This window comes from Undibacterium sp. Ji49W, assembly GCF_049340205.1.
GTDB lineage: Bacteria > Pseudomonadota > Gammaproteobacteria > Burkholderiales > Burkholderiaceae_D > Undibacterium.
Genome location: NZ_JBMPOW010000009.1, coordinates 223,498 through 242,176 on the forward strand (window position 1 = coordinate 223,498; position 18,679 = coordinate 242,176).

17 protein-coding genes and 1 other RNA gene are annotated in these 18,679 nt (G+C 52.4%); 8 read left to right on the plus strand and 10 right to left on the minus strand.

Annotation, left to right across the window (positions count from 1 at the left end; translation table 11 throughout):
* Positions 1 to 8: 8 nt before the first annotated feature.
* From rmuC to ACO0LK_RS13440, 6 genes are all read right to left on the minus strand, one after another.
* A complete protein-coding gene (gene rmuC, locus ACO0LK_RS13415) occupies positions 9 to 1,478 on the minus strand; it encodes a DNA recombination protein RmuC (protein WP_422975819.1) in 1,470 nt (489 codons plus the stop codon).
* Between the two features lie 42 nt (positions 1,479 to 1,520).
* Positions 1,521 to 1,934, minus strand: coding sequence for a group II truncated hemoglobin (locus ACO0LK_RS13420; RefSeq protein ID WP_422975821.1), 414 nt, complete (start codon positions 1,932 to 1,934; stop codon positions 1,521 to 1,523).
* 43 nt (positions 1,935 to 1,977) lie between these two features.
* The gene (gene yfcF / locus ACO0LK_RS13425; RefSeq protein WP_422975823.1) at positions 1,978 to 2,616 is read right to left on the minus strand and encodes a glutathione transferase; all 639 of its coding nucleotides are present in this window, start codon (positions 2,614 to 2,616) and stop codon (positions 1,978 to 1,980) included.
* Between the two features lie 74 nt (positions 2,617 to 2,690).
* Positions 2,691 to 5,213: an ABC transporter permease gene (locus ACO0LK_RS13430; protein ID WP_422975825.1), complete on the minus strand. Its 2,523-nt coding sequence runs from the start codon at positions 5,211 to 5,213 to the stop codon at positions 2,691 to 2,693.
* A 204-nt stretch (positions 5,214 to 5,417) separates the two neighbouring features.
* Positions 5,418 to 6,659 carry a cystathionine gamma-synthase family protein gene (locus ACO0LK_RS13435; protein ID WP_422975827.1) on the minus strand — a complete coding sequence of 414 codons (1,242 nt, stop codon included), beginning with the start codon at positions 6,657 to 6,659 and terminating at the stop codon, positions 5,418 to 5,420.
* A 100-nt stretch (positions 6,660 to 6,759) separates the two neighbouring features.
* Positions 6,760 to 7,656, minus strand: a complete 897-nt coding sequence (locus ACO0LK_RS13440; protein WP_422975829.1) for an alpha/beta fold hydrolase — start codon at positions 7,654 to 7,656, stop codon at positions 6,760 to 6,762.
* A gap of 135 nt (positions 7,657 to 7,791) precedes the next feature.
* On the opposite strand from ACO0LK_RS13440, the gene ACO0LK_RS13445 reads away from it, so the two are divergent.
* Entirely contained in the window at positions 7,792 to 9,483 is a 1,692-nt protein-coding gene (locus ACO0LK_RS13445) for an acyl-CoA synthetase (protein ID WP_422975831.1), read from the plus strand.
* 42 nt (positions 9,484 to 9,525) lie between these two features.
* Here the strand turns inward: ACO0LK_RS13445 and ACO0LK_RS13450 are convergent, their stop codons facing one another.
* Positions 9,526 to 10,143 carry a flagella assembly protein FlgT middle domain-containing protein gene (locus ACO0LK_RS13450; RefSeq protein WP_422975833.1) on the minus strand — a complete coding sequence of 206 codons (618 nt, stop codon included), beginning with the start codon at positions 10,141 to 10,143 and terminating at the stop codon, positions 9,526 to 9,528.
* 106 nt (positions 10,144 to 10,249) lie between these two features.
* Here ACO0LK_RS13450 and ACO0LK_RS13455 point away from each other — a divergent pair, with 106 nt between their 5' ends.
* On the plus strand, positions 10,250 to 10,774 hold the full coding sequence (locus ACO0LK_RS13455; RefSeq protein WP_422975835.1) for a GNAT family N-acetyltransferase: 525 nt from the start codon (positions 10,250 to 10,252) through the stop codon (positions 10,772 to 10,774).
* Between the two features lie 152 nt (positions 10,775 to 10,926).
* Positions 10,927 to 11,559 (plus strand): GIN domain-containing protein, encoded by a 633-nt coding sequence (locus tag ACO0LK_RS13460; RefSeq protein WP_422975837.1) that lies wholly within the window; start codon positions 10,927 to 10,929, stop codon positions 11,557 to 11,559.
* 8 nt (positions 11,560 to 11,567) lie between these two features.
* Here the strand turns inward: ACO0LK_RS13460 and ACO0LK_RS13465 are convergent, their stop codons facing one another.
* Positions 11,568 to 12,419, minus strand: a complete 852-nt coding sequence (locus tag ACO0LK_RS13465; protein ID WP_422975839.1) for a ferritin-like domain-containing protein — start codon at positions 12,417 to 12,419, stop codon at positions 11,568 to 11,570.
* 79 nt (positions 12,420 to 12,498) lie between these two features.
* Between ACO0LK_RS13465 and ACO0LK_RS13470 the strand changes: the two genes are divergently transcribed.
* The 4 genes from ACO0LK_RS13470 to ACO0LK_RS13485 all read left to right on the plus strand — a co-directional run bounded on the left by ACO0LK_RS13470 (position 12,499) and on the right by ACO0LK_RS13485 (position 16,624).
* On the plus strand, positions 12,499 to 13,023 hold the full coding sequence (locus tag ACO0LK_RS13470; RefSeq protein WP_422975841.1) for a gamma carbonic anhydrase family protein: 525 nt from the start codon (positions 12,499 to 12,501) through the stop codon (positions 13,021 to 13,023).
* A 29-nt stretch (positions 13,024 to 13,052) separates the two neighbouring features.
* Positions 13,053 to 13,979, plus strand: a complete 927-nt coding sequence (gene hslO / locus ACO0LK_RS13475; protein WP_422975843.1) for an Hsp33 family molecular chaperone HslO — start codon at positions 13,053 to 13,055, stop codon at positions 13,977 to 13,979.
* Positions 13,980 to 14,207: 228 nt separating this feature from the next.
* Positions 14,208 to 15,272, plus strand: coding sequence for a MerR family transcriptional regulator (locus ACO0LK_RS13480; RefSeq protein ID WP_422975845.1), 1,065 nt, complete (start codon positions 14,208 to 14,210; stop codon positions 15,270 to 15,272).
* A 2-nt stretch (positions 15,273 to 15,274) separates the two neighbouring features.
* Positions 15,275 to 16,624: an MFS transporter gene (locus ACO0LK_RS13485; protein ID WP_422975847.1), complete on the plus strand. Its 1,350-nt coding sequence runs from the start codon at positions 15,275 to 15,277 to the stop codon at positions 16,622 to 16,624.
* 118 nt (positions 16,625 to 16,742) lie between these two features.
* Here the strand turns inward: ACO0LK_RS13485 and ACO0LK_RS13490 are convergent, their stop codons facing one another.
* Both ACO0LK_RS13490 and ffs read right to left on the minus strand, forming a co-directional pair.
* Positions 16,743 to 17,204, minus strand: a complete 462-nt coding sequence (locus ACO0LK_RS13490; RefSeq protein WP_422975849.1) for a cache domain-containing protein — start codon at positions 17,202 to 17,204, stop codon at positions 16,743 to 16,745.
* A 170-nt stretch (positions 17,205 to 17,374) separates the two neighbouring features.
* Positions 17,375 to 17,473, minus strand: an RNA gene (gene ffs / locus ACO0LK_RS13495) — signal recognition particle sRNA small type.
* A gap of 259 nt (positions 17,474 to 17,732) precedes the next feature.
* On the opposite strand from ffs, the gene ACO0LK_RS13500 reads away from it, so the two are divergent.
* Entirely contained in the window at positions 17,733 to 18,671 is a 939-nt protein-coding gene (locus tag ACO0LK_RS13500) for an ABC transporter ATP-binding protein (protein ID WP_422975851.1), read from the plus strand.
* The last annotated feature ends 8 nt before the right edge of the window (positions 18,672 to 18,679 follow it).

Below are 18,679 nucleotides of genomic sequence, written 5' to 3' on the forward strand. Positions count from 1 at the left end.
TCCGGCTTTTACTCCGTATCAGTGTCCGCCATATCCGTACTGGTACCCAGCAGGCTTTGCGCAGTATCGGACGGCAAGGCTTCCACACTTTTCAATTTACGTGTCATCTGGCGGGTTCTGACTTCTGCCTGGTCGATATTCCTGGCAGCTTTTTCCAATGCCATCTTGGTCGCGGTCAATACATCTGCAAATTTGCCGAATTCTGTTTTGACTGCCCCCAGCACTTGCCAGACTTCGGATGAGCGCTGTTCCAGCACCAGGCTGCGGAAGCCCATTTGCAGGCTGTTCAGCAAGGCCGACAAGGTCGACGGCCCGGAAATCGATACGCGACAGGTACGCTGCAGATCATCTGCCAGCCCAGGCCGACGCATGACTTCGGCATACAGGCCTTCGGTGGGTAGGAACAGGATGGCAAAATCTGTCGTCAATGGTGGTGACAGATATTTTTCAGCAATCGTTTTGGCTTCGCTGCGTATGGCACGTTCCAGTTCCTTGCCAAACTGAGCTACCCCTTCTGCATCTGCCCGTTCAGCAGCATCCAGCAGACGCTCATACTGTTCTTTGGGGAACTTGGCATCAATCGGCAGCCATACCGGTGCCTTGTTATCTTCCTTGCCGGGCAGCTTGATGGCGAACTCCACTCTCTCCCCTGTGCCTGGCACGGTTTCCACATTTTTTGCATACTGGTCTGGCGTCAGCATCTGTTCCAGCACCATTTCCAGTTGCACTTCACCCCAGGTACCACGGGTTTTGACATTCGTCAGCACCCGCTTGAGGTCACCGACACCAATAGCCAGTTGCTGCATCTCACCCAGGCCCTGATGTACCTTGTCCAGGCGATCAGATACCAGCTTGAATGATTCGCCCAGACGTTGCTCCAGTGTGGCATGCAGTTTTTCATCCACGGTCTTGCGCATCTCTTCGAGCTTGCCTGCATTGTCTGCCTGTAGTTGCTGTATTTTTTGTTCCAGCGTGGTACGGATTTCATTCAGGCGTTGCGCATTGGATTCCGTCAGGTTCAGCAAAGCCTGGTTCAGGCTGTCACCAAAGCGTTTCAGGCTTTGCGCCTGCTCTTCCCGTCCAGCCTGCCCCTGCAAGGTAAAGGCATGTCGTATCTGTTCCAGCTGCAATGCATTGGTTTCGTTAAGCTTTACCAATTGCTGAGAAAAAGCATCGATCTGATTGTTCTGCAAGGTAGCAACACTGGTCAGCTGTGCAGCCAAACCCTGCTGTAACTGGGTGAAGTTACTGCCCAGTTCCTGACGGCTGGTCTGTGCAGTCAGTTGCATCTGCTCCCGCAAGGAACGTTCGCTCCGTTCTTGCGTCAACTGTGCCTGCTGCTGCGTTTGCTGCAACTGGTCGAAAATGGTTTTCAGCCCAGCGGCATCATTACCAGCTTTGCTGCGCGTCAACAACAGGATGACCAGCACCATCAACACTAACAGTGCAAGGAGAATAATTGTTTCAAACATGCTCATAAAAATTTTCGTGCCGGGAAAAAGATAGTAAAGATGAAATGGCTAGCCTGGATGATTTCGCATCCAGTCTGCGGTCTGGTAAAACGACTGCATCAAATGCAGTTTCAAGTCTTCGTCCACGCCCTGATCTTCCATGGCCCAGGCCATGCAACGCAACCATTGATCGCGCTCACTGCTGGCAATCGCATACGGCAAATGACGGGCGCGCAAACGCGGATGACCGAACTGTTCAATATACAGATTGGGGCCCCCCATCCATCCCGACAAAAACCAATACAGCTTATCGCGTGAACCATCCATCGGTGACGGATGCAGAGCCCGTATGCCAGCAAATTCTGGCTCCAGTTCCATCAAGTCATAAAAACGGTCAACCAGTGCCCGCAGCTTATCGGCCCCGCCAATCAATTTATATAAATTGACCTGTGCTTCTTCATTATTTTCAGTATCAGTACTCATTAACACTTCCTGCTATTCCTGCTATTCCTGCCAATCATGCCAATCATGCCTGCAAGGCGGGTCTTTGCTGCTGCATCCACAATTGCACGGCTGGCCTTTGCCATTGCTTATGCGCAAAATTGCCCAGCTTTTCTGGTACATCGTCGCCATGCATGGCCAGCCTGTTGATCATCAATGCCAGGTCAAGATCGGCAATACACCATGTGCCAAACAGATTTTCTGCGCCGTCTTGCAACAGCGATTCACCAACCAGGAATAATTGCTGAGCTGCCTCTTTAGCAGCATCTGACAAGGGTGCCAGACGACTGCCATAAAAAATGACCTGGGTATTGCGTTCAACCCGTATTGGCATCAGTGCGCTGCGTAACCAGGCCTGTATTTGCCTCGCTCTTGCCCTGTCCCTGACGTCCTTGGGGTACACCGAAATACCGGGAAAAACATCATCCAGATATTCGGTAATGGCGGATGACTCGGACAAGGCAAAGCCATTGTGCACCAGGGTGGGTACACGCTGCGTCAGGGATTTCGCAGCATACTCACCGGCATGCTGTGCGTTGGCATCCAAGTCTACGGTGTGCACATCAAATTCCAGTCCTTTTTCATGCAGAGTCACAAAAACCGACATGGCATAAGGGCTGGTAAATTGTGCATCCACGTATAGCTGCAAAGCTTGTTTTTCCATTGCAAATCCTAAAATTTTATTTTAATTGCGCCATTCAGTACCATCCAGCATCCTCCAACACCCTCCAACATCAATCAGCTCTCACGCAAGCTAAGCAATGGTGGTTGATTCAGTACATTGCGCAAGCCCAGCCAGCCACCTATCGCGGCACAGGCTGCACCTATCAACAAACCGGCCAGCCAGACGACGGGCGAGAAAGTCCATTCAAAATTGAAGCTGAAACGTGCCAGCGCCCACCCGATGGCAGAAGCGCCAGAAGCCGCCAGCGCACCGGACAAGCCCCCTATCAGCAAGAATTCTATCCACTGCGCCTGCGACAATTGCTTGCGCGTGGCCCCCAGTGCACGCAGCAAAGCTGCCTCACGCATGCGTACATCCTGCGAGCCGGCCAGGGCTGCGTACAAGACCAGCACACCCGATGCCAGCGTGAACAGGAACAAAAATTCAACCGCTGTAATTACCTGATCCAGTACATCCTGCAATTGCTTGATCATGCTCCCGACATCCACCACCGTAAGATTGGGAAAATCCAGCATGAGGCGATTGACAAAAGTCTTGTCGGATTCCGGCAGGCGGAAAGCCGTGATCCAGGTCTGCGGCGTATCCGCCATCGCCCTGGGGTTGATGATGACGAAGAAATTCACCCGCATGGAACCCCAGTCCAGCTTGCGCAAACTGGTAACGGCGGCGCTTACTTTTTGTCCGGCGACGTCAAATACAAGCTTGTCACCCAATTTCAACTTCAGGGTTTTGGCTATGCCCTCCTCAACCGAGGCTTCTGCCTGAACGGCATTTGCATCGCCCTTGCCATCATTCTTGTTCTCATCAAACCAGGCACCCGCCGTGATCTTGTTCAGGGCCGGCAATTCATTCATGGTAGACAGATTGAATTCACGTTCCACCATGCGTTTGGCCTGATCTTCGGCGTAGCTGTTGCCACCGATGGCGCGGTCGTTCACCTGTATCAGGCGACCACGTATCATGGGGTACATGAGTGGCTTGCCAAAGTTTTGCAGTCTGGCATTGATCTCGTTTTTCTGATCAGGCTGGATATTGATGACGAACTGGTTGGGAGCATCCGCCGGTGTCGCTTTTTTCCATGCAGTGATCAAATCAGCCCGCACTACGGTGAGTAATAGCAGGGCCATCAGGCCCAGTGCCAGTGACACTACCTGTATGATACTGGTGCCTGGCCGTCTTTGCAGGGCCGTAATGGCAAAACGCCAGGCAGAATGGTTGAACACGGGACGCAGGCGCTTCAGCGACGACATGCCCAGCCAGGCAACCAGGGCAAAAACCAGCAGGCCTGTCAAGAACCCGGCGGCTGTCATCAAGCCCAGTTTGACATCTGCTGTCTGCCACAGCAGCAAACCGATGAACATGCTTAAACCCAGTACATAGCTGACCAAGGTCATGGCCTTGGGCGCATCCTGCTCGCGCCGTATGACGCGGTTATGCGGCACATTGCGCAGTTGCAGTATGGGGGGCAAGGCAAAACCTACCAATAGCAGCAAGCCGGTGGCAATGCCCTGGAAAGCTGGCAAAAAGTTAGCCGGTGGCAAATCCTTGGCCACCAGTTTACCCAGCCATTCAAGCAATACATAGTGTCCGGCAAAGCCCAGCGCGACACCGGCGGCGCTACCCAGCAGACCCAGCATGAAAAACTCTATCAGATACATGCTGGTAACCTGGTTTTGCGTCAGCCCCAGGCAACGCAACATGGCACAGGCATCCAGGTGCCGCAGCATGAAACGCCGTGCCGCCATGGCAATGGCAACCGCCGCCAGCATGGCTGACAACAGGCTCACCAGCGACAAAAACTGATCTGCCCTGTCCAGGGTGGCACGCATTTCCGGCCGCCCTGATTCCAGCGACTCCAGACGCACGCCTTTCAGTTTTTCGGTTTCTATACGGCCTTGCAATTCTTTCTGGTAGCTGGCGATGGCTTTGGATTCACCCGCGATCAACAAGCGGTAAGTAACGCGCGAGCCATTCTGTATCAGGTTGCTGGCCGGAATATCTTTCAGCGATATCATGGCACGTGGCGCAAAATTCATAAAGCCGGCACCGCGATCGGGTTCCGACGCTATCGTCTGGGTAACCGTCAATTGCAACTCACCCAGTTTGATTTTGTCACCCAGCTTGAGATTCAATGCCGACATCAAGGCGGGATCCACCCATGCCGTGCCGGATTGCGGCACCTCGCTGGTGGCAACTTCTGCCTCACCCTTATTCAGTTTCAAATTGCCGCGCAAGGGGTAATCGTTGCTGACCGCTTTCAGGGACACCAGCTTGGATATGGCATCGTCGCCTTTGCCTGCCAGCGCCATGCTGGGGAAAACCAGGGTTTCAGCAATCTTGAAACCGCGCTTTTCTGCCTCGACGCGCCATTCGGGATTGATAGGCTGATCTGCCCCCACCAGCAAATCCGCCCCCAGCAACTGATGCGCATCACGGTTCAGTCCGCTGCGCATGCGATCAGTAAAAAACCCGACCGAAGCCAGAGAACCAACGGCAACCATCAGCGCTATCAGCAAAAAGCGCAATTCACCGGCACGCCAGTCGCGCATCGTCATACTGAAAGAAAGTCGGAACATATTTACCTTGTAGTCTTATCCTGTAGTCTTACCCTGTATCACGCACAAAACCACAGTTTTTTAAAAACCGACAGACTGATTTAATTTCCAGATAACCTGACCATCAGGCCACGGGTAAGCATTTAAGTTCAAAAGTGGTGATGCGGGTGCCCAAACACAAGGTGCTGCCAGCGACTTGTCCATGATATGAACGAATATGGTCGATCAGGCTATCAGCGCCTGTGCAAAATCAGTCAGCAAGTCCTGGGTATCTTCGATACCAACAGAAACCCGGATCAGCGAATCAGCGATACCCATGCCGGCACGACGTTCCGCACCCATTTCAAAGAAAATGGTATGCGCAACCGGAATCACCAAAGTACGTGTATCACCCAGGTGCGTGGCATTGATGGCCAGCTTCAGGCGATTCAGGTAATCGAAACAGTCAATCTCGGGCTTCAGTTCAAAACTGAACAAGGCACCATAGGCACGAAACAAATCCGTCGCCAATTGATGCTGGGGATGAGAAGGCAAACCAGGGTAATGTACCGCAGCCACCCGGGGATCCGCTTCCAGCATGCTGGCCAGCGCCATGGCATTCGCGCATTCTCTATCCATGCGCAAGGCAATCGTTTCTGCGCCCACGGCAATCTGATGTGCCGCATCGGGTGACAGTGAAGCGCCAAAATCACGCAAAGCCTTGGCCCTGACCTGTGACATGCCCTGCATCTTTGCTGCCTGCTTGCGGAAATTAACCGCAATATTCGGATAAGCAGCCCAATCAAACAGGCCTGTGTCCGTCAGCGCCCCCCCCAGTACATTGCCATGACCAGCAATGGATTTTGTCAGGGAATTGATGACCAGGCCGGCACCGACAGCTTTAGGCTGGAACAGGTAAGGTGATGTCATGGTGTTATCGACCACAAACAAAATACCCTTTTCACGACACAGATCACCGATACGCTTCAGATCGGCAATCTGGGTACGCGGATTGGCGATGGTTTCAACAAACACCATGCGGGTTGTCGGCGTCAGTGCGACTGCGATATGTTCTACACTGGTAGCATCCACCATGGCGACGTCAACGCCTTGGGCATCAATGGTTTGCCACAGGCTATTGGTATTGCCAAATAAAAAAGATGAAGAAACCAGGTGATCGCCCTGACGCAATAAAGCCTGAAACACCGCGCCTATAGCCGCCATGCCGGTGGCAAATGCGATACTGGCGTAACCACCTTCCATACCGGTGATTTTTTCTTCCAGTGCAGACACCGTAGGGTTGCCCTGGCGGCCATAACGATAGCCGGATTGCTTGTTCTGGAATACGGCTGCAAGATCACGCGCATCCTTGTAACCGTACATGACGGAACTATGGATGGGCTTATGGACAGAGCCATGCTCTATTTCTTTTTGACGATCACTGTGCAGGATGGTGGTGGTAAAGCCGTAGGTCGCTAATTCGCTCATGATGCTGGACTGAAAGTAGGAAAGTAAATCGGGTTCCCAGAGTGTAACCCATAAGCCCGCTTTTCACTCTCCAGCCCTGCAATCTGCAAAAAAATGGTGGCTATCCGGCTAAAAATGCCTCTATCAGTTCAGCCAGTTTCTCCGGCTGATCGTGATGCAACATATGCCCAGCATCGAAGATCATTTCTTTTTGTAAATGCGGAATGTGTGCAAGGCGGCGGTCGATTTCTATGCGCGCCTCTTCTTTCGGGCCCATCCAGTGCCAGACATTGGTGTCATCCGCCTCCATCCATAATACCGGCGCAGTTATCTTTTGCCAGCATGCCATCACCTCCTCTACCCGATACAACAGCGGGCTGGTTTGTTTATGCGCCGGGTCACCCAGTATTTCCCAGCAACCGGCACTGGTTTCCTGTGCCCAGTGACCGGACAGGAAGGCCGCCCGCTCATCCGACAGCCGGGGGTTGGTTTTCTGCAAACGGGCCGCTACTTCCGCCTGGGATGCATAAGTGCGTAATTGTGGTTGATCCTGCAACTCATCCAGCCATTTCCTGTAACGGCCAGGCGCCTGTTTGGGATGCGTGACCGGCATGCCAAAGCCTTCCAGGTTAATCAGCTTGCTGACTCTTTCCGGTCTGACGCCTGCGTACAGGCCCGCTACATTGCCCCCCATGCTATGCCCCAGCAAATTGACAGGTTCGTCCTGTGAAAAATGCCGCAACAAGGCATCCAGATCACCCATGTAGTCAGGAAACCAGTAAGTATCAGCCTTCGGCGATTCGGTCAGACCAAAGCCGCGCCAGTCAGGGGCAATCACATGCCATTCCTGCTTCAGACACTCGACCACAAACTGGAAGGAGGCCGATACATCCATCCAGCCATGCAGCATCACGATTTTGGGTGCGGCTTCCGGCCCCCAATGGCGCACATGGTATTGCAAACCACGGATATCGAGATAGGAAGAGCGTGATGGGGGAATGGAAGGGGAAGGCTTCATGGCAATTTAAATTTTTTCATCAAGAAAGACAGACAAAGGACCGCCGGGCCGACGCAATATCAAGTAGCATGTCATGCATGCACTACGAATACAGCAACAATAGAACGACCGTTCGATTATTATAACGGAGACAGGATGAAGCAGTTGGACAAACGTAAAAATAGCAATGAAATTGATCACTATACAAAGCTGTACCATGATTTCAGGTGGCAAGTTCCAGACCATTTCAATATCGCCGAAGCCTGCTGCCATCGCTGGGCCGGACAGCAAGGGCTGATCGCCATTCTGTCAGAAGACAGCGAAGGAAATCAGCGCAGCCTCAGCTATACAGAGCTGCATCAACAGGCTAGCCAGCTTTCCAATCTGCTACGTCAGGAAGGTATACAGCGTGGCGATGTCGTCGCCTGCATCTTGCCGCAACGACCAGAAACCGCGATCACCATCATGGCCTGCCTACAGATTGGGGCCATCGTCATGCCGCTGTCCTTCCTGTTTGGCCCTGAAGCGCTGGAATTTCGCCTCAAGCACAGTCAGGCCGTAGGCATAGTCCTGGATAGCACCGGCATCAAGGCTTTTGAAGAAATCCGCATGCAGTGCCCAGACCTGAAAACGGTTATCAGCATCGACTGCCCCGGCAACCAGGATTTACCTCCCAATATAGACTGGCACACTCACTTGCCAGCCATGCCTAAACGATGCGACATCGTGCGCACCCGCGCCAGTGATCCCGCCATTCTGATCTACACCAGTGGCACGACTGGTGCGCCCAAAGGTGCACTGATTCCCCATTCCGCCATCATCGGCAACCTGACTGGCTTTGTCGCTTCGCAAAACTGGTTCCCGCAAGAAAATGATGTGTTCTGGTCGCCAGCTGACTGGGCATGGACAGGCGGGCTGATGGATGCCCTGCTGCCTACCCTGTACTTTGGCAAACCCATCGTTGGTTATCAGGGGCGTTTTTCTGCTGACACCGCCTACTACTTGTTGGAAAAATACCAGGTCACGAATACCTTCCTGTTTCCCACTGCCCTGAAAATGATGATGAAGGCAGATCCGGCCCCCAGAAAAAAATACAAACTGGCACTGCGCGCCATCATGAGCGCCGGTGAAGCCGTCGGCGACGCCGTATTCAACTGGTGTGAACAGGCGCTGGAAGTAACGCCTAACGAAATGTTTGGCCAGACCGAGATGAATTACATCGTCGGCAATAGCCATCAATTGTGGCCCGCACGCCCTGGCAGCATGGGCCGCCCCTACCCCGGCCACCGGGTCGCGGTGATTGACGATGAAGGCAGGGAAACCGCTACCGGCGTAGTAGGTGAAGTGGCCATACATCGCTACGACTTGTACGGCCATCCTGATCCGGTATTCTTTCTGGGCTACTGGAAAAATGATGAGGCCACGCGGAATAAATTTACAGGCGACTGGTGTCGCACCGGAGATCTTGCCCTGCGTGATGCCGATGGTTACCTGTGGTATCAGGGGCGAGCCGATGACATGTTCAAGGCTGCCGGTTACCGTATAGGCCCATCTGAAATAGAAAACTGCCTGGTCAAACATGCTGCCGTTGCCAATGTTGCAGTCGTCCCCAAACCGGACAAGGAAAGAGGCAATATCGTCAAGGCATACGTCGTCTTAAGTAAGGGCTACGACAGTAGCGACGCATTGATTTCAGAATTGCAAAACCATGTGCGTGGCAAACTGGCACCGTATGAATATCCGAAAGAAATCGAATTCATTGATGCCCTGCCCATGACCACTACAGGTAAAATCCAGCGCCGCATACTGCGCTTGCGTGAAGAAGAACGAGCCAGGCAAATAAATTAAACGCCAAATTAAGCGCCAAATTAAGCGCCAAATCGCAACGGGTCAGTGCTGCGCTGCAATCGTAGTACTGACCAGACTGGCGACCTGATCTGCCACTTCGCCTATCAGTTTGCCATATTGTGTTGAATTGAACGCAGCTCCGCCAAACACATGCTCGCGACCTATCGCCACATCACCGGCTACAGTTTTGGAGAAATCCTGCCGGGCCAGCAAATTGCCTGACTGGGCATCATAAATACGGAGTTCAATTTCAATCGCCCGCGTCTTTTTTTGTGTTAATCCAAACAGATTGGTATCGATCTTTGTACCCGCATTGCGGATTTCACCCGCCACCACGTACCGGCTGGCATAGGTAGCGCCCATTTGATTCAGCAGCTTGTTAGCCGGTACATCCTGTTGCCAGTCAAAAGATAACAGATGTGGCGCTGTACGTATTTGCCATGATGTACTCTGCGCCAGCCGACGCGCCACCTCTCTGGGGAAGCCCTGCGCAATATCATCCACGTCCTGCAACTGTATCGGTTTGTTGACAGCAAAACCTGTCAGCACCACAGCGGTAGAGGGTGGCAAACCGGGACCGGCCATTTGTGCATGGGAGTGCGCAGTAAAGAATACGCCGCTTAAAGCAAGCACGATACGGTTTGCCATTGAGAGTGCCATTTTGTTCCCGGTCTGAAGTATTTCTATTTATTACGACAGGATCAGCAACAACTTTAAGCATCCATTACAATCAACATTTATCAACCACGAATGACAAATGACGTCTATGAGTTCAGCCTTGAGAATCAGTCTGGTCAAATCCGGTGATGCTGAAGCGGTATTGGCATTTGAACAGGAAAATCGCGCGCATTTTGAACAATGGATAGCCAGCCGTGGCGATGCCTTCTATCATCTGGATGAAGTACGCTCCAGCCTGCAACAGGCTCTGTACGCAGCCAGTATCAAACGGGAGTTTCATTTCCTGGCCTGGCTGGATAATGAAGTCGTGGGCCGCATCACCTTGCGCGGCATAGAAACCGAGCACTACCACAAAGCCATACTGGGCTATCGCTTCAGCCAGCGCCATGGCGGCAAAGGTTTCGCCACCGAAGCCGTGCAGGCAGTCGTCGACACTGCCTTCAATGATTTAAAGCTCAAGCGTATCGAAGCGGTCGTAATAGAAGACAATCTGCCGTCACAGGCCATCATGCGCAAATCCGGCTTTCGGGAATATGGTCATTCACATTCATCGGTGTTCCGCAATGGCGTATGGATGGATATGCTGCACTATGAATGCCTGAATCCTGCATAAGCGCTATTTTTACGGCTCAGGACCCTGTTTTTGCAATTCATCGCAAAACAGCTGCCAGCCAGAATGAATCGGGTAATACTTCGTCATCAGTTGCTGCAACGTCATGTTGACAACAGCCACTTACCCGATTATCCCTGTTCTGGAGAGCAACCATGCGCCGCATTTTCCTGCAATCACTGTTACTGCCCGTCTTCTTATTCAGTGTATCCGCTTTTGCGGATGAACAAAACCGTACGCTTCCCGCCTTTAAATCCATCAAGAGCCGCAGTGCCTTCAACCTGCAGGTAGAAGTCGGCAAGACACAATCCATACAGATCAGAGGCAATGAAAAATTTCTTGCCAGCGTGGTCACCGAAGTCTACGGCGATGAGCTGGTGATTTCTTATAAGGAAAAAAATTCCGTCAAGGTGTCAGACAATGCCCAGGTCATCATTACCGTACCTGAACTGGTCCGCTTCAAAATGGAAGGTGCGGGTAAAACTACACTGAACAATATTTCCGGCTCCCACTTCACTCTGCTGTATGAAGGTGCCGGCATGCTGACCGCCAGCGGTAAAGTAAAATCGTTTACCCTGAAAGCCCAGGGTGTGGGTCTGGTAGAAGCCAAAGACCTGATTGCCGAGCAGGTTGATGCCAGCGTGGAAGGTGTGGGCGCCGTATCCGTCAACGCACGCGACAACCTGAACGCATCGGTACAGGGCATAGGCACGCTGACTTATTATGGACGTCCGCGCAATGTCAGCAAATCGGTCGAAGGCATAGGCAGCGTGCGCGCTGGAGACTGAAGCCACAATTATCGTGACGCCATATCCTGCAAGGCCTGCAATTCATCGTCATCAAAGCCAGCCGCTTTTCTGGCTTCCAGGTTGAATGGTCCGCGCAGGGTTGGTGCCTTGTAACGCAGTGCCATTTCGGCATAGGTGCTGATGATATCCAGCCCCTGCTGTCTGCACAGCGTCTTGTACCAGTAATTGCCTATGGCGACATGGCCGATTTCATCATGCAGGATAATGGCCAGAATATCTGCCGCTGCCTGATCACCCGCCTGAGCCAGCTTGGCCATAACGGCGGGGGTCGCATCCAGGCCACGCGCTTCCAGCGTACGTGGCACCAGCGCCAGACGCGCCAGTAAATCAGCGCTGGTCTTGTTCGCCATTTCCCACATGCTGTTATGTGCAGGAAAATCACCATAGCAAAAACCCTGTACGCGCAAATGCGCTTCCAGCAACTGGAAATGATAAGCCTCTTCTTTGGCGACTTTCAGCCAGTCGAGATAGAACTGCCTTGGCATGGATGGAAAACGCCAGATAATATCGGCCGCCAGATTGACCGCATTCAATTCTATATGCGCCAAAGCATGAATCAGAACCGCCCGCCCCTCTACCGTAGTCATTGCCCTGCGCCCCACTTTACCGGGCGGCACCAGTTCCGGCCTGTCCATGCGGCCAGGTATACCCATTGATTCTGCCAGCACGGCATCAAAGGCAATCACGGGTTCGTCCGGTATGGCATGAATGGCGTCACATTTACGCATGGGATGCGGTTCAAGCAATGCGGCAAGCGCAGCCGCTCTCAATTCAGAACTTGACTCCATGCCCAGGGCGTTCAAGTCACTACTTATTTCATTGGCAAGTTTATGGGTCATATATAGCTGAAGTCAGGCAGGCGGGTGCCGGGCAGTTTACAATACGGGATTCATTAATGCGCTATTTTACGGAATAACCATGCCCATTTACCAACTTGGCGAAATTGCGCCTGAGATCGATGCTTCTGCCTATATTGCCGACAGCGCCAATATCATAGGCAAAGTAAAGATCGAAACCAATGCCAGTGTCTGGTTTGATGTCACCATACGCGGCGATAATGAATTGATCACCGTGGGTGAAAACAGCAACATCCAGGAAGGCTGCATTTTGCATACCGACCCTGGTTATCCTATGAACATAGGCAATTACGTCACCGTCGGCCACCAGGCTATGCTGCATGGCTGCACCATCGGCGAGGGTTCACTGGTAGGCATACAGGCCGTTATCCTGAATGGCGCAAAAATCGGCAAAAACAGTCTGGTGGGTGCCGGCGCACTCGTCACCGAAGGCAAGGAATTCCCGGACAATTCGCTGATCATAGGCTCACCCGCCAAGGCCGTCAGAACCCTGACAGAGGCAGATATTGCCGGTCTGCGCCGCAATGCAGACACCTACGTCCAGCGTGGACAGACATTTAAAACACAACTGAAACGCATCGCCTGACCCGGCCACAACCATAAAGCAATGAAGCAATGACTGATACCTTACAAAAATTCATGTTCGAACACGCCGGCGTACGTGGCGAAATGGTAGAACTGAACGACACCTGGCAACAAACACTGGCACGCCACACCTACCCGCGCGCGGTACAAACCATACTGGGTGAGTTGCTGGCAGCATCGGCGCTGCTGACAGCCAATCTGAAATTCAACGGTACCATGATCATGCAGATCCATGGTGATGGCCCGGTCAAATTGCTGGTGGTTGAGTGTGATGCAGAGTTGAAGATGCGCGCCACCGCCAAACTCAGCGAGCATGCCGACATCGCCGAAGATGCCACACTGAGTGACCTGATCCATGCACATGGCCAGGGCCGCTTTGTTATCACCCTGGATCCAAATGACAAAATGCCTGGCCAACAGGCATACCAGGGCATCGTACCGCTGGATGGCGACAGCATTGCCACCGTCATCGAAAACTACATGCAGCGTTCAGAGCAGCTTGACACCAAATTATGGCTGGCCGCCGATGCGCAGGTATCGCGTGGTATGTTGTTGCAAAAGCTCCCCAAAACGGGCGGTGCCGAAGCACAGGTTGAAGATGAAACCGAAGCATGGAACCATGCCGTCATGCTGGGTGACACCCTGAAACAGGAAGAATTGCTGAGCACCGATATAGCCACACTCATGCACCGCCTGTTCTGGGAAGAAACCCTGCGTGTGTTTGACCCGCTGCACCCACAATTCCAGTGCAACTGCACCCGTGAAAAAGTCGGCAATATGCTGAAAATGCTGGGCGAAGAAGAAGTGCGCACCGCCATCACGGAACTCGGCAAACTGGACATCAATTGCGATTTCTGCGGCAAACACTATGGCTTTGACCCCGTCGATTGCGCCCAGCTGTTTGTCGCCCCCACGGTCGCCGAAGGTACGCAAGCACCTGCCGAAATCAAACACTGACGACAATGAAGGGCTGAAATCCAGCGCCTGATATAGGCTCACATTAGCTTCACACTAGCCTGACGCCAGCCTTTGTCGTCAGGCTTTTTTGTCCGTTTTTTGTCACCAAGCAGCCTTGCTGCCTGCAAAAACCTCATCAACATCAGCTATTAAACAAGTACATAAAAATAAATCTTGACCCTGACGCTATGTAAGGCTTTATAGTTTTCATCAGACAGGAGATCAAGCATGTTACTGAAAATCGGCGAACTGGCCAGCCGCACTGGCCTGACCATACGCACACTGCATCATTACGACAAGATAGGCTTGCTGACGCCGTCGGCACGGTCTGAAGCCGGATATCGTCTATATGACCGTGCCGATATCAAAAGACTGCATCGTATTCAAGCCCTGCGTCGACTGGATTTGTCGCTGGCAGAAGTTGCCAACGTCATCAACGGAGAAAATGCCGACCTGCAAAGCGTGATTGAACAGCAAATCACCAGCCTGCAGCAGCAAATCGCCCAAAGTGTGGAATTGCACGACCGCCTGCAAGAACTGTCCATACTGTTGAAATCCAATCAGGAACCCCATCTCGAATACTGGCTGTCCACACTGGAAATGATGAGCCTGATAGGCAAATATTTCAGTCATGACGAAATTACGCACATGCGTGCGCTGGAGCAGGAACAGCAAGGCAAGCTGGATTTCGCCATGCGCCCCCTGATTGAAACTGCCCGCGCCTTGCTGGATCAGCAAGTTCCACCATCCGATGCACGGGCCATGGCCATGTCCAGAGAATGGATAGCAACCATGGGCAGGCTCATGCCGGATGCACGCTTGCTCAATAAATTTTCCCAGATGCACAGGAATGAACCTTCGCTGCAATCATTAAGTGGCGTGGATGACGAGATGATGGACTACATTACCCTGTCGTCAATCGAAATCCGGTATGCCATCTATCGCAAATACCTGAGTGAAGAAGAGTTGCAATATTTCCGTGCATCCTTCTTCAGGAATGCCAATGCCTGGACTCAGGTGTTTTCTGACCTGCGACAAAAAATGGCGCAGGGACTACCGCCAGAACATCCGGACAGCCAGGCCATCCTGGTCCGATGGCGCGTGCTGTTCATGGAAGCCTGGGGCCATCATTTGCCGACCGTCATCAAAGTCAGGGCCATCCATGAAAAAGAACCGGAACTGGGCATGGGCGGCGGTTTGACCCCAGCCTTGCTGCGCTATGCACGCGAAGGCATGGTGATCCTGGACGCCAACAATACACCATCAAAAAATAAAAACACACGAAAAAAATAATCATGGAAACCACACAAACAACGTCACAGACAACATCACAAACAGCATCGCAGCCAAACGCACGCAAAGCTATTTTCAAGGACGCCAATTTTCGCTGGCTGATCGGTGGTGGCATGCTCTCCATGCTGGGTGACCAGTTCACCCTCATTGCCCTGCCCTGGCTGGTACTGAAGATGAGCAATGACACGCTGATACTCGGCATCGTACTGGCCCTGATCAGCGTTCCGCGTGCGCTTTTCATCCTGATCGGTGGTGCCGTGGTAGACCGTTATTCACCCAAAACCGTCATGATGCTGACCAAATACATCAACACCGCGCTACTGGGCATACTGAGCCTGCTGCTGTTTATCGGACACCTGGAATTATGGATGGTGTATGTGCTGGCCCTGGGGCTGGGCATTTCCACCGCCTTCAGCATCCCATCTGGTACATCCATGTTGCCCCGCGTAGTGCCGGGCGCGCAACTGCAATCCGCGAATGGCATCATGCTGGGCTTGCGTCAGTTCACCATGTTTATCGGCCCGGTACTGGCAGGCTTGCTGATTGCACTGTTTGGCACACAGAATACCGCCAGCCAGGGTACGGTTAGCGATGCGCATGGTCTGGCTGCGGCTTTCCTGTTTGACTGCTTCAGTTATGCGTTTTCTGCCTGGACACTGAGTAAGGTCACGATGAACACATCAGTGTCCGCCAACCAGCCTGGCCAGCAGGCAGGTAGCGGAACCCTGGAGTTATTGCAATCCGTCCTGGCAGGCTTGCGCTTCTGCTGGAATGAAAAACAGTTGCGCAGTTGCTTCATTTACTGGGCGGCGATTGCCTTCTTTATCATGGGGCCAATACAGATTGCCTTGCCGGTCATGGCCAATCAGCTCAGCAATAGTGCCAGTGCACTTGGTCTGCTGGCCGGTGCGCATGGTGCCGGTACACTGCTGGGCATGGCATTGTCAGGCATCAGACCGGGACTGCGTTTTGGTAATCTGGGTCGCACCATCCTGTTGATAGACTTCATCGTCGGCCTGCTGTTCATCCCCATGGGCCTGATTAATGCCAGTTGGCAGGGTGCCGGCATCTTGCTGGCCGTGGGCACCCTCGGTGGCTTCCTGCATGTGGCGGTATTTACCTGGATACAAAGGCAGGTACCACCACAGATGATAGGCCGCGCCATGAGCATGTTCATGTTTATCTTCATGGGTATAGGCCCGGTATCGGCTGCCTTTACCGGCTGGCTGATGCGCAGCGTCACCATCCCTCAATTATTCATGAGCAGCGGTATCCTGCTGGTAGCGATAGTCTTGCTGGCGCTGCTACTCAGCCCCATGGCTGAAGTCAGTGACCGCTCTGCATCGGTCTGATCACAAGCTGCCTGCGATCCGATATAGCCCGACACAAAGACAAAAAAGCCATTTTGCTACAAGCAAAATGGCTTTTCATCATGCGGCGGTTGATTGACTGATTCAGTGCCCGCTTGACTTACTTATAGGCGCCACAGCCAACAAAATAATTATCCACTTTTTCTACATAAGTCGATTTCATTTCCAGTACCTTGGTCACCGGATTAGGCCATTGATAGTCTATCCAGCCCTTGCCTTTGCTATTGACGACGGCAATCATGTCCTTCACCACGAAACGATCGCCCACTTTCAGGTCGATGAGGTTTTTACCGTTCATTTTCGGGTTATTGCCATGGCTGAGATTCACACCATTCAAATCATATGCAAAGAGGTACAAGTCACGGTCGTGGAAATCTTTGTTAGCCGTGTTGGCAAACTCAGCAAACGCTTTTTCCTTGCCGTGTTCCTTGATATAGCTGATGCCTTTCTTAACCATGGCCATCGCCTGCTCGGTGGTACCGCGCTCTTCTGCAGCCATACCAGGAGACACGAAGCCAGTGACCAACAAACCCAACAGCAAAAATTTACTCAGGAATTTCATTTGCTTCTCCATAAAGTGGCCCGTCAAATTTGACGACCAAACCAGATTAAGTTTGAAATTGCCTGAATGCAAGAAAGATAGATACTAAGACACAATTTGTATCAGTCAATGTAGCAATTGTGGGAAGAAATACAGATTTGCTTGAAAAACAAGGAGGGAAATAAATCAGAGTTGGCGAGCCTGGTCTGCGGCACTTGCGGGAAATGACTGTGGCTGCTTCGTTCCCGACCTGACCAGATTGGCCATGCCGCAATGCGCAGGGGCCCGCCAAAACACATTATAACTGAACACCAGCAAACTTGCAGCAATTCAGTACAGGCGGACAGCGGACGGGCAAGCAGTTCTTGCTTCAAACTGCTTTTCCCCCATTTCATTCCTGCCATGCGGCATTTCGTCACATCGCTGCACAAGCCTGTTTATACTTAATAACATGATATCTACCCTGCATGTCGATCGGGGCCTGGCGCTTAACAAGAACCAGCTTAACAAAAACCTCATTAACAAGAACCTTGGAAGAAGGATAAGTCGATGGAACTCCGTATTCAGCACCTGTCAAAAAAATATGCCAATGGCGTACAAGCCCTGAACGATATCAACCTCACCATACCAGCAGGCATGTTTGGGCTGCTGGGGCCAAATGGTGCTGGCAAATCCACGTTAATGCGTACCCTGGCGACCTTGCAGGATGCCGATTCCGGCACCACCATGCTGGACAAGATTGATATTCGTGAAAACAAAGACCAGATCAGGCGGGTACTCGGTTATCTGCCGCAGGATTTTGGTCTTTACCCCAAGGTCAGCGCCTATGATCTGCTCGACCACTTTGCCCTGCTCAAGGGCCTGGACAAGCGCAAGCAGCGCAAGGAAGTAGTGGAAGCCTTGCTGCATCAGACCAATCTGTACAAGGACAGGAACAAGCATCTGGGCGGCTATTCTGGTGGTATGCGCCAGCGCTTTGGTATCGCGCAGGCATTGCTCGGTGACCCCAGGCTGATCATCGTTGACGAACCCACAGCCGGACTGGACCCGGAAGAGCGCGTGCGCTTTCACAATCTGTTATCCGATATCGGCAGCGAAAAAATCGTCATTCTGTCCACCCATATCGTTGAAGACGTATCCGACCTATGCAATAACATGGCAGTCATCAATCAGGGCAGCGTCGTACTGACCGGGCAACCACTGCCATTGATAGAACAGATACAGGGAAAAATCTGGAAACGGTTTATAGAAAAACCGGAACTGGCCAACTACAGGCAACAACATCAGGTCATTTCCAGCCGCCTGACTTCGGGCCGCACGCTCATTCATGTGTATGCAGATTCACAACCAGACTCTGGCTATGCACCGGTATCTGCCAATCTGGAAGATGTGTATTTTGCGGCGATGGCGGGCCTATTCTCCGCCCAGCCCACAGCAAAGACACCATCGGCAGATCTGACGGTTGTGCCGACAGTGCCGGCAGTCTGAGGAGCATC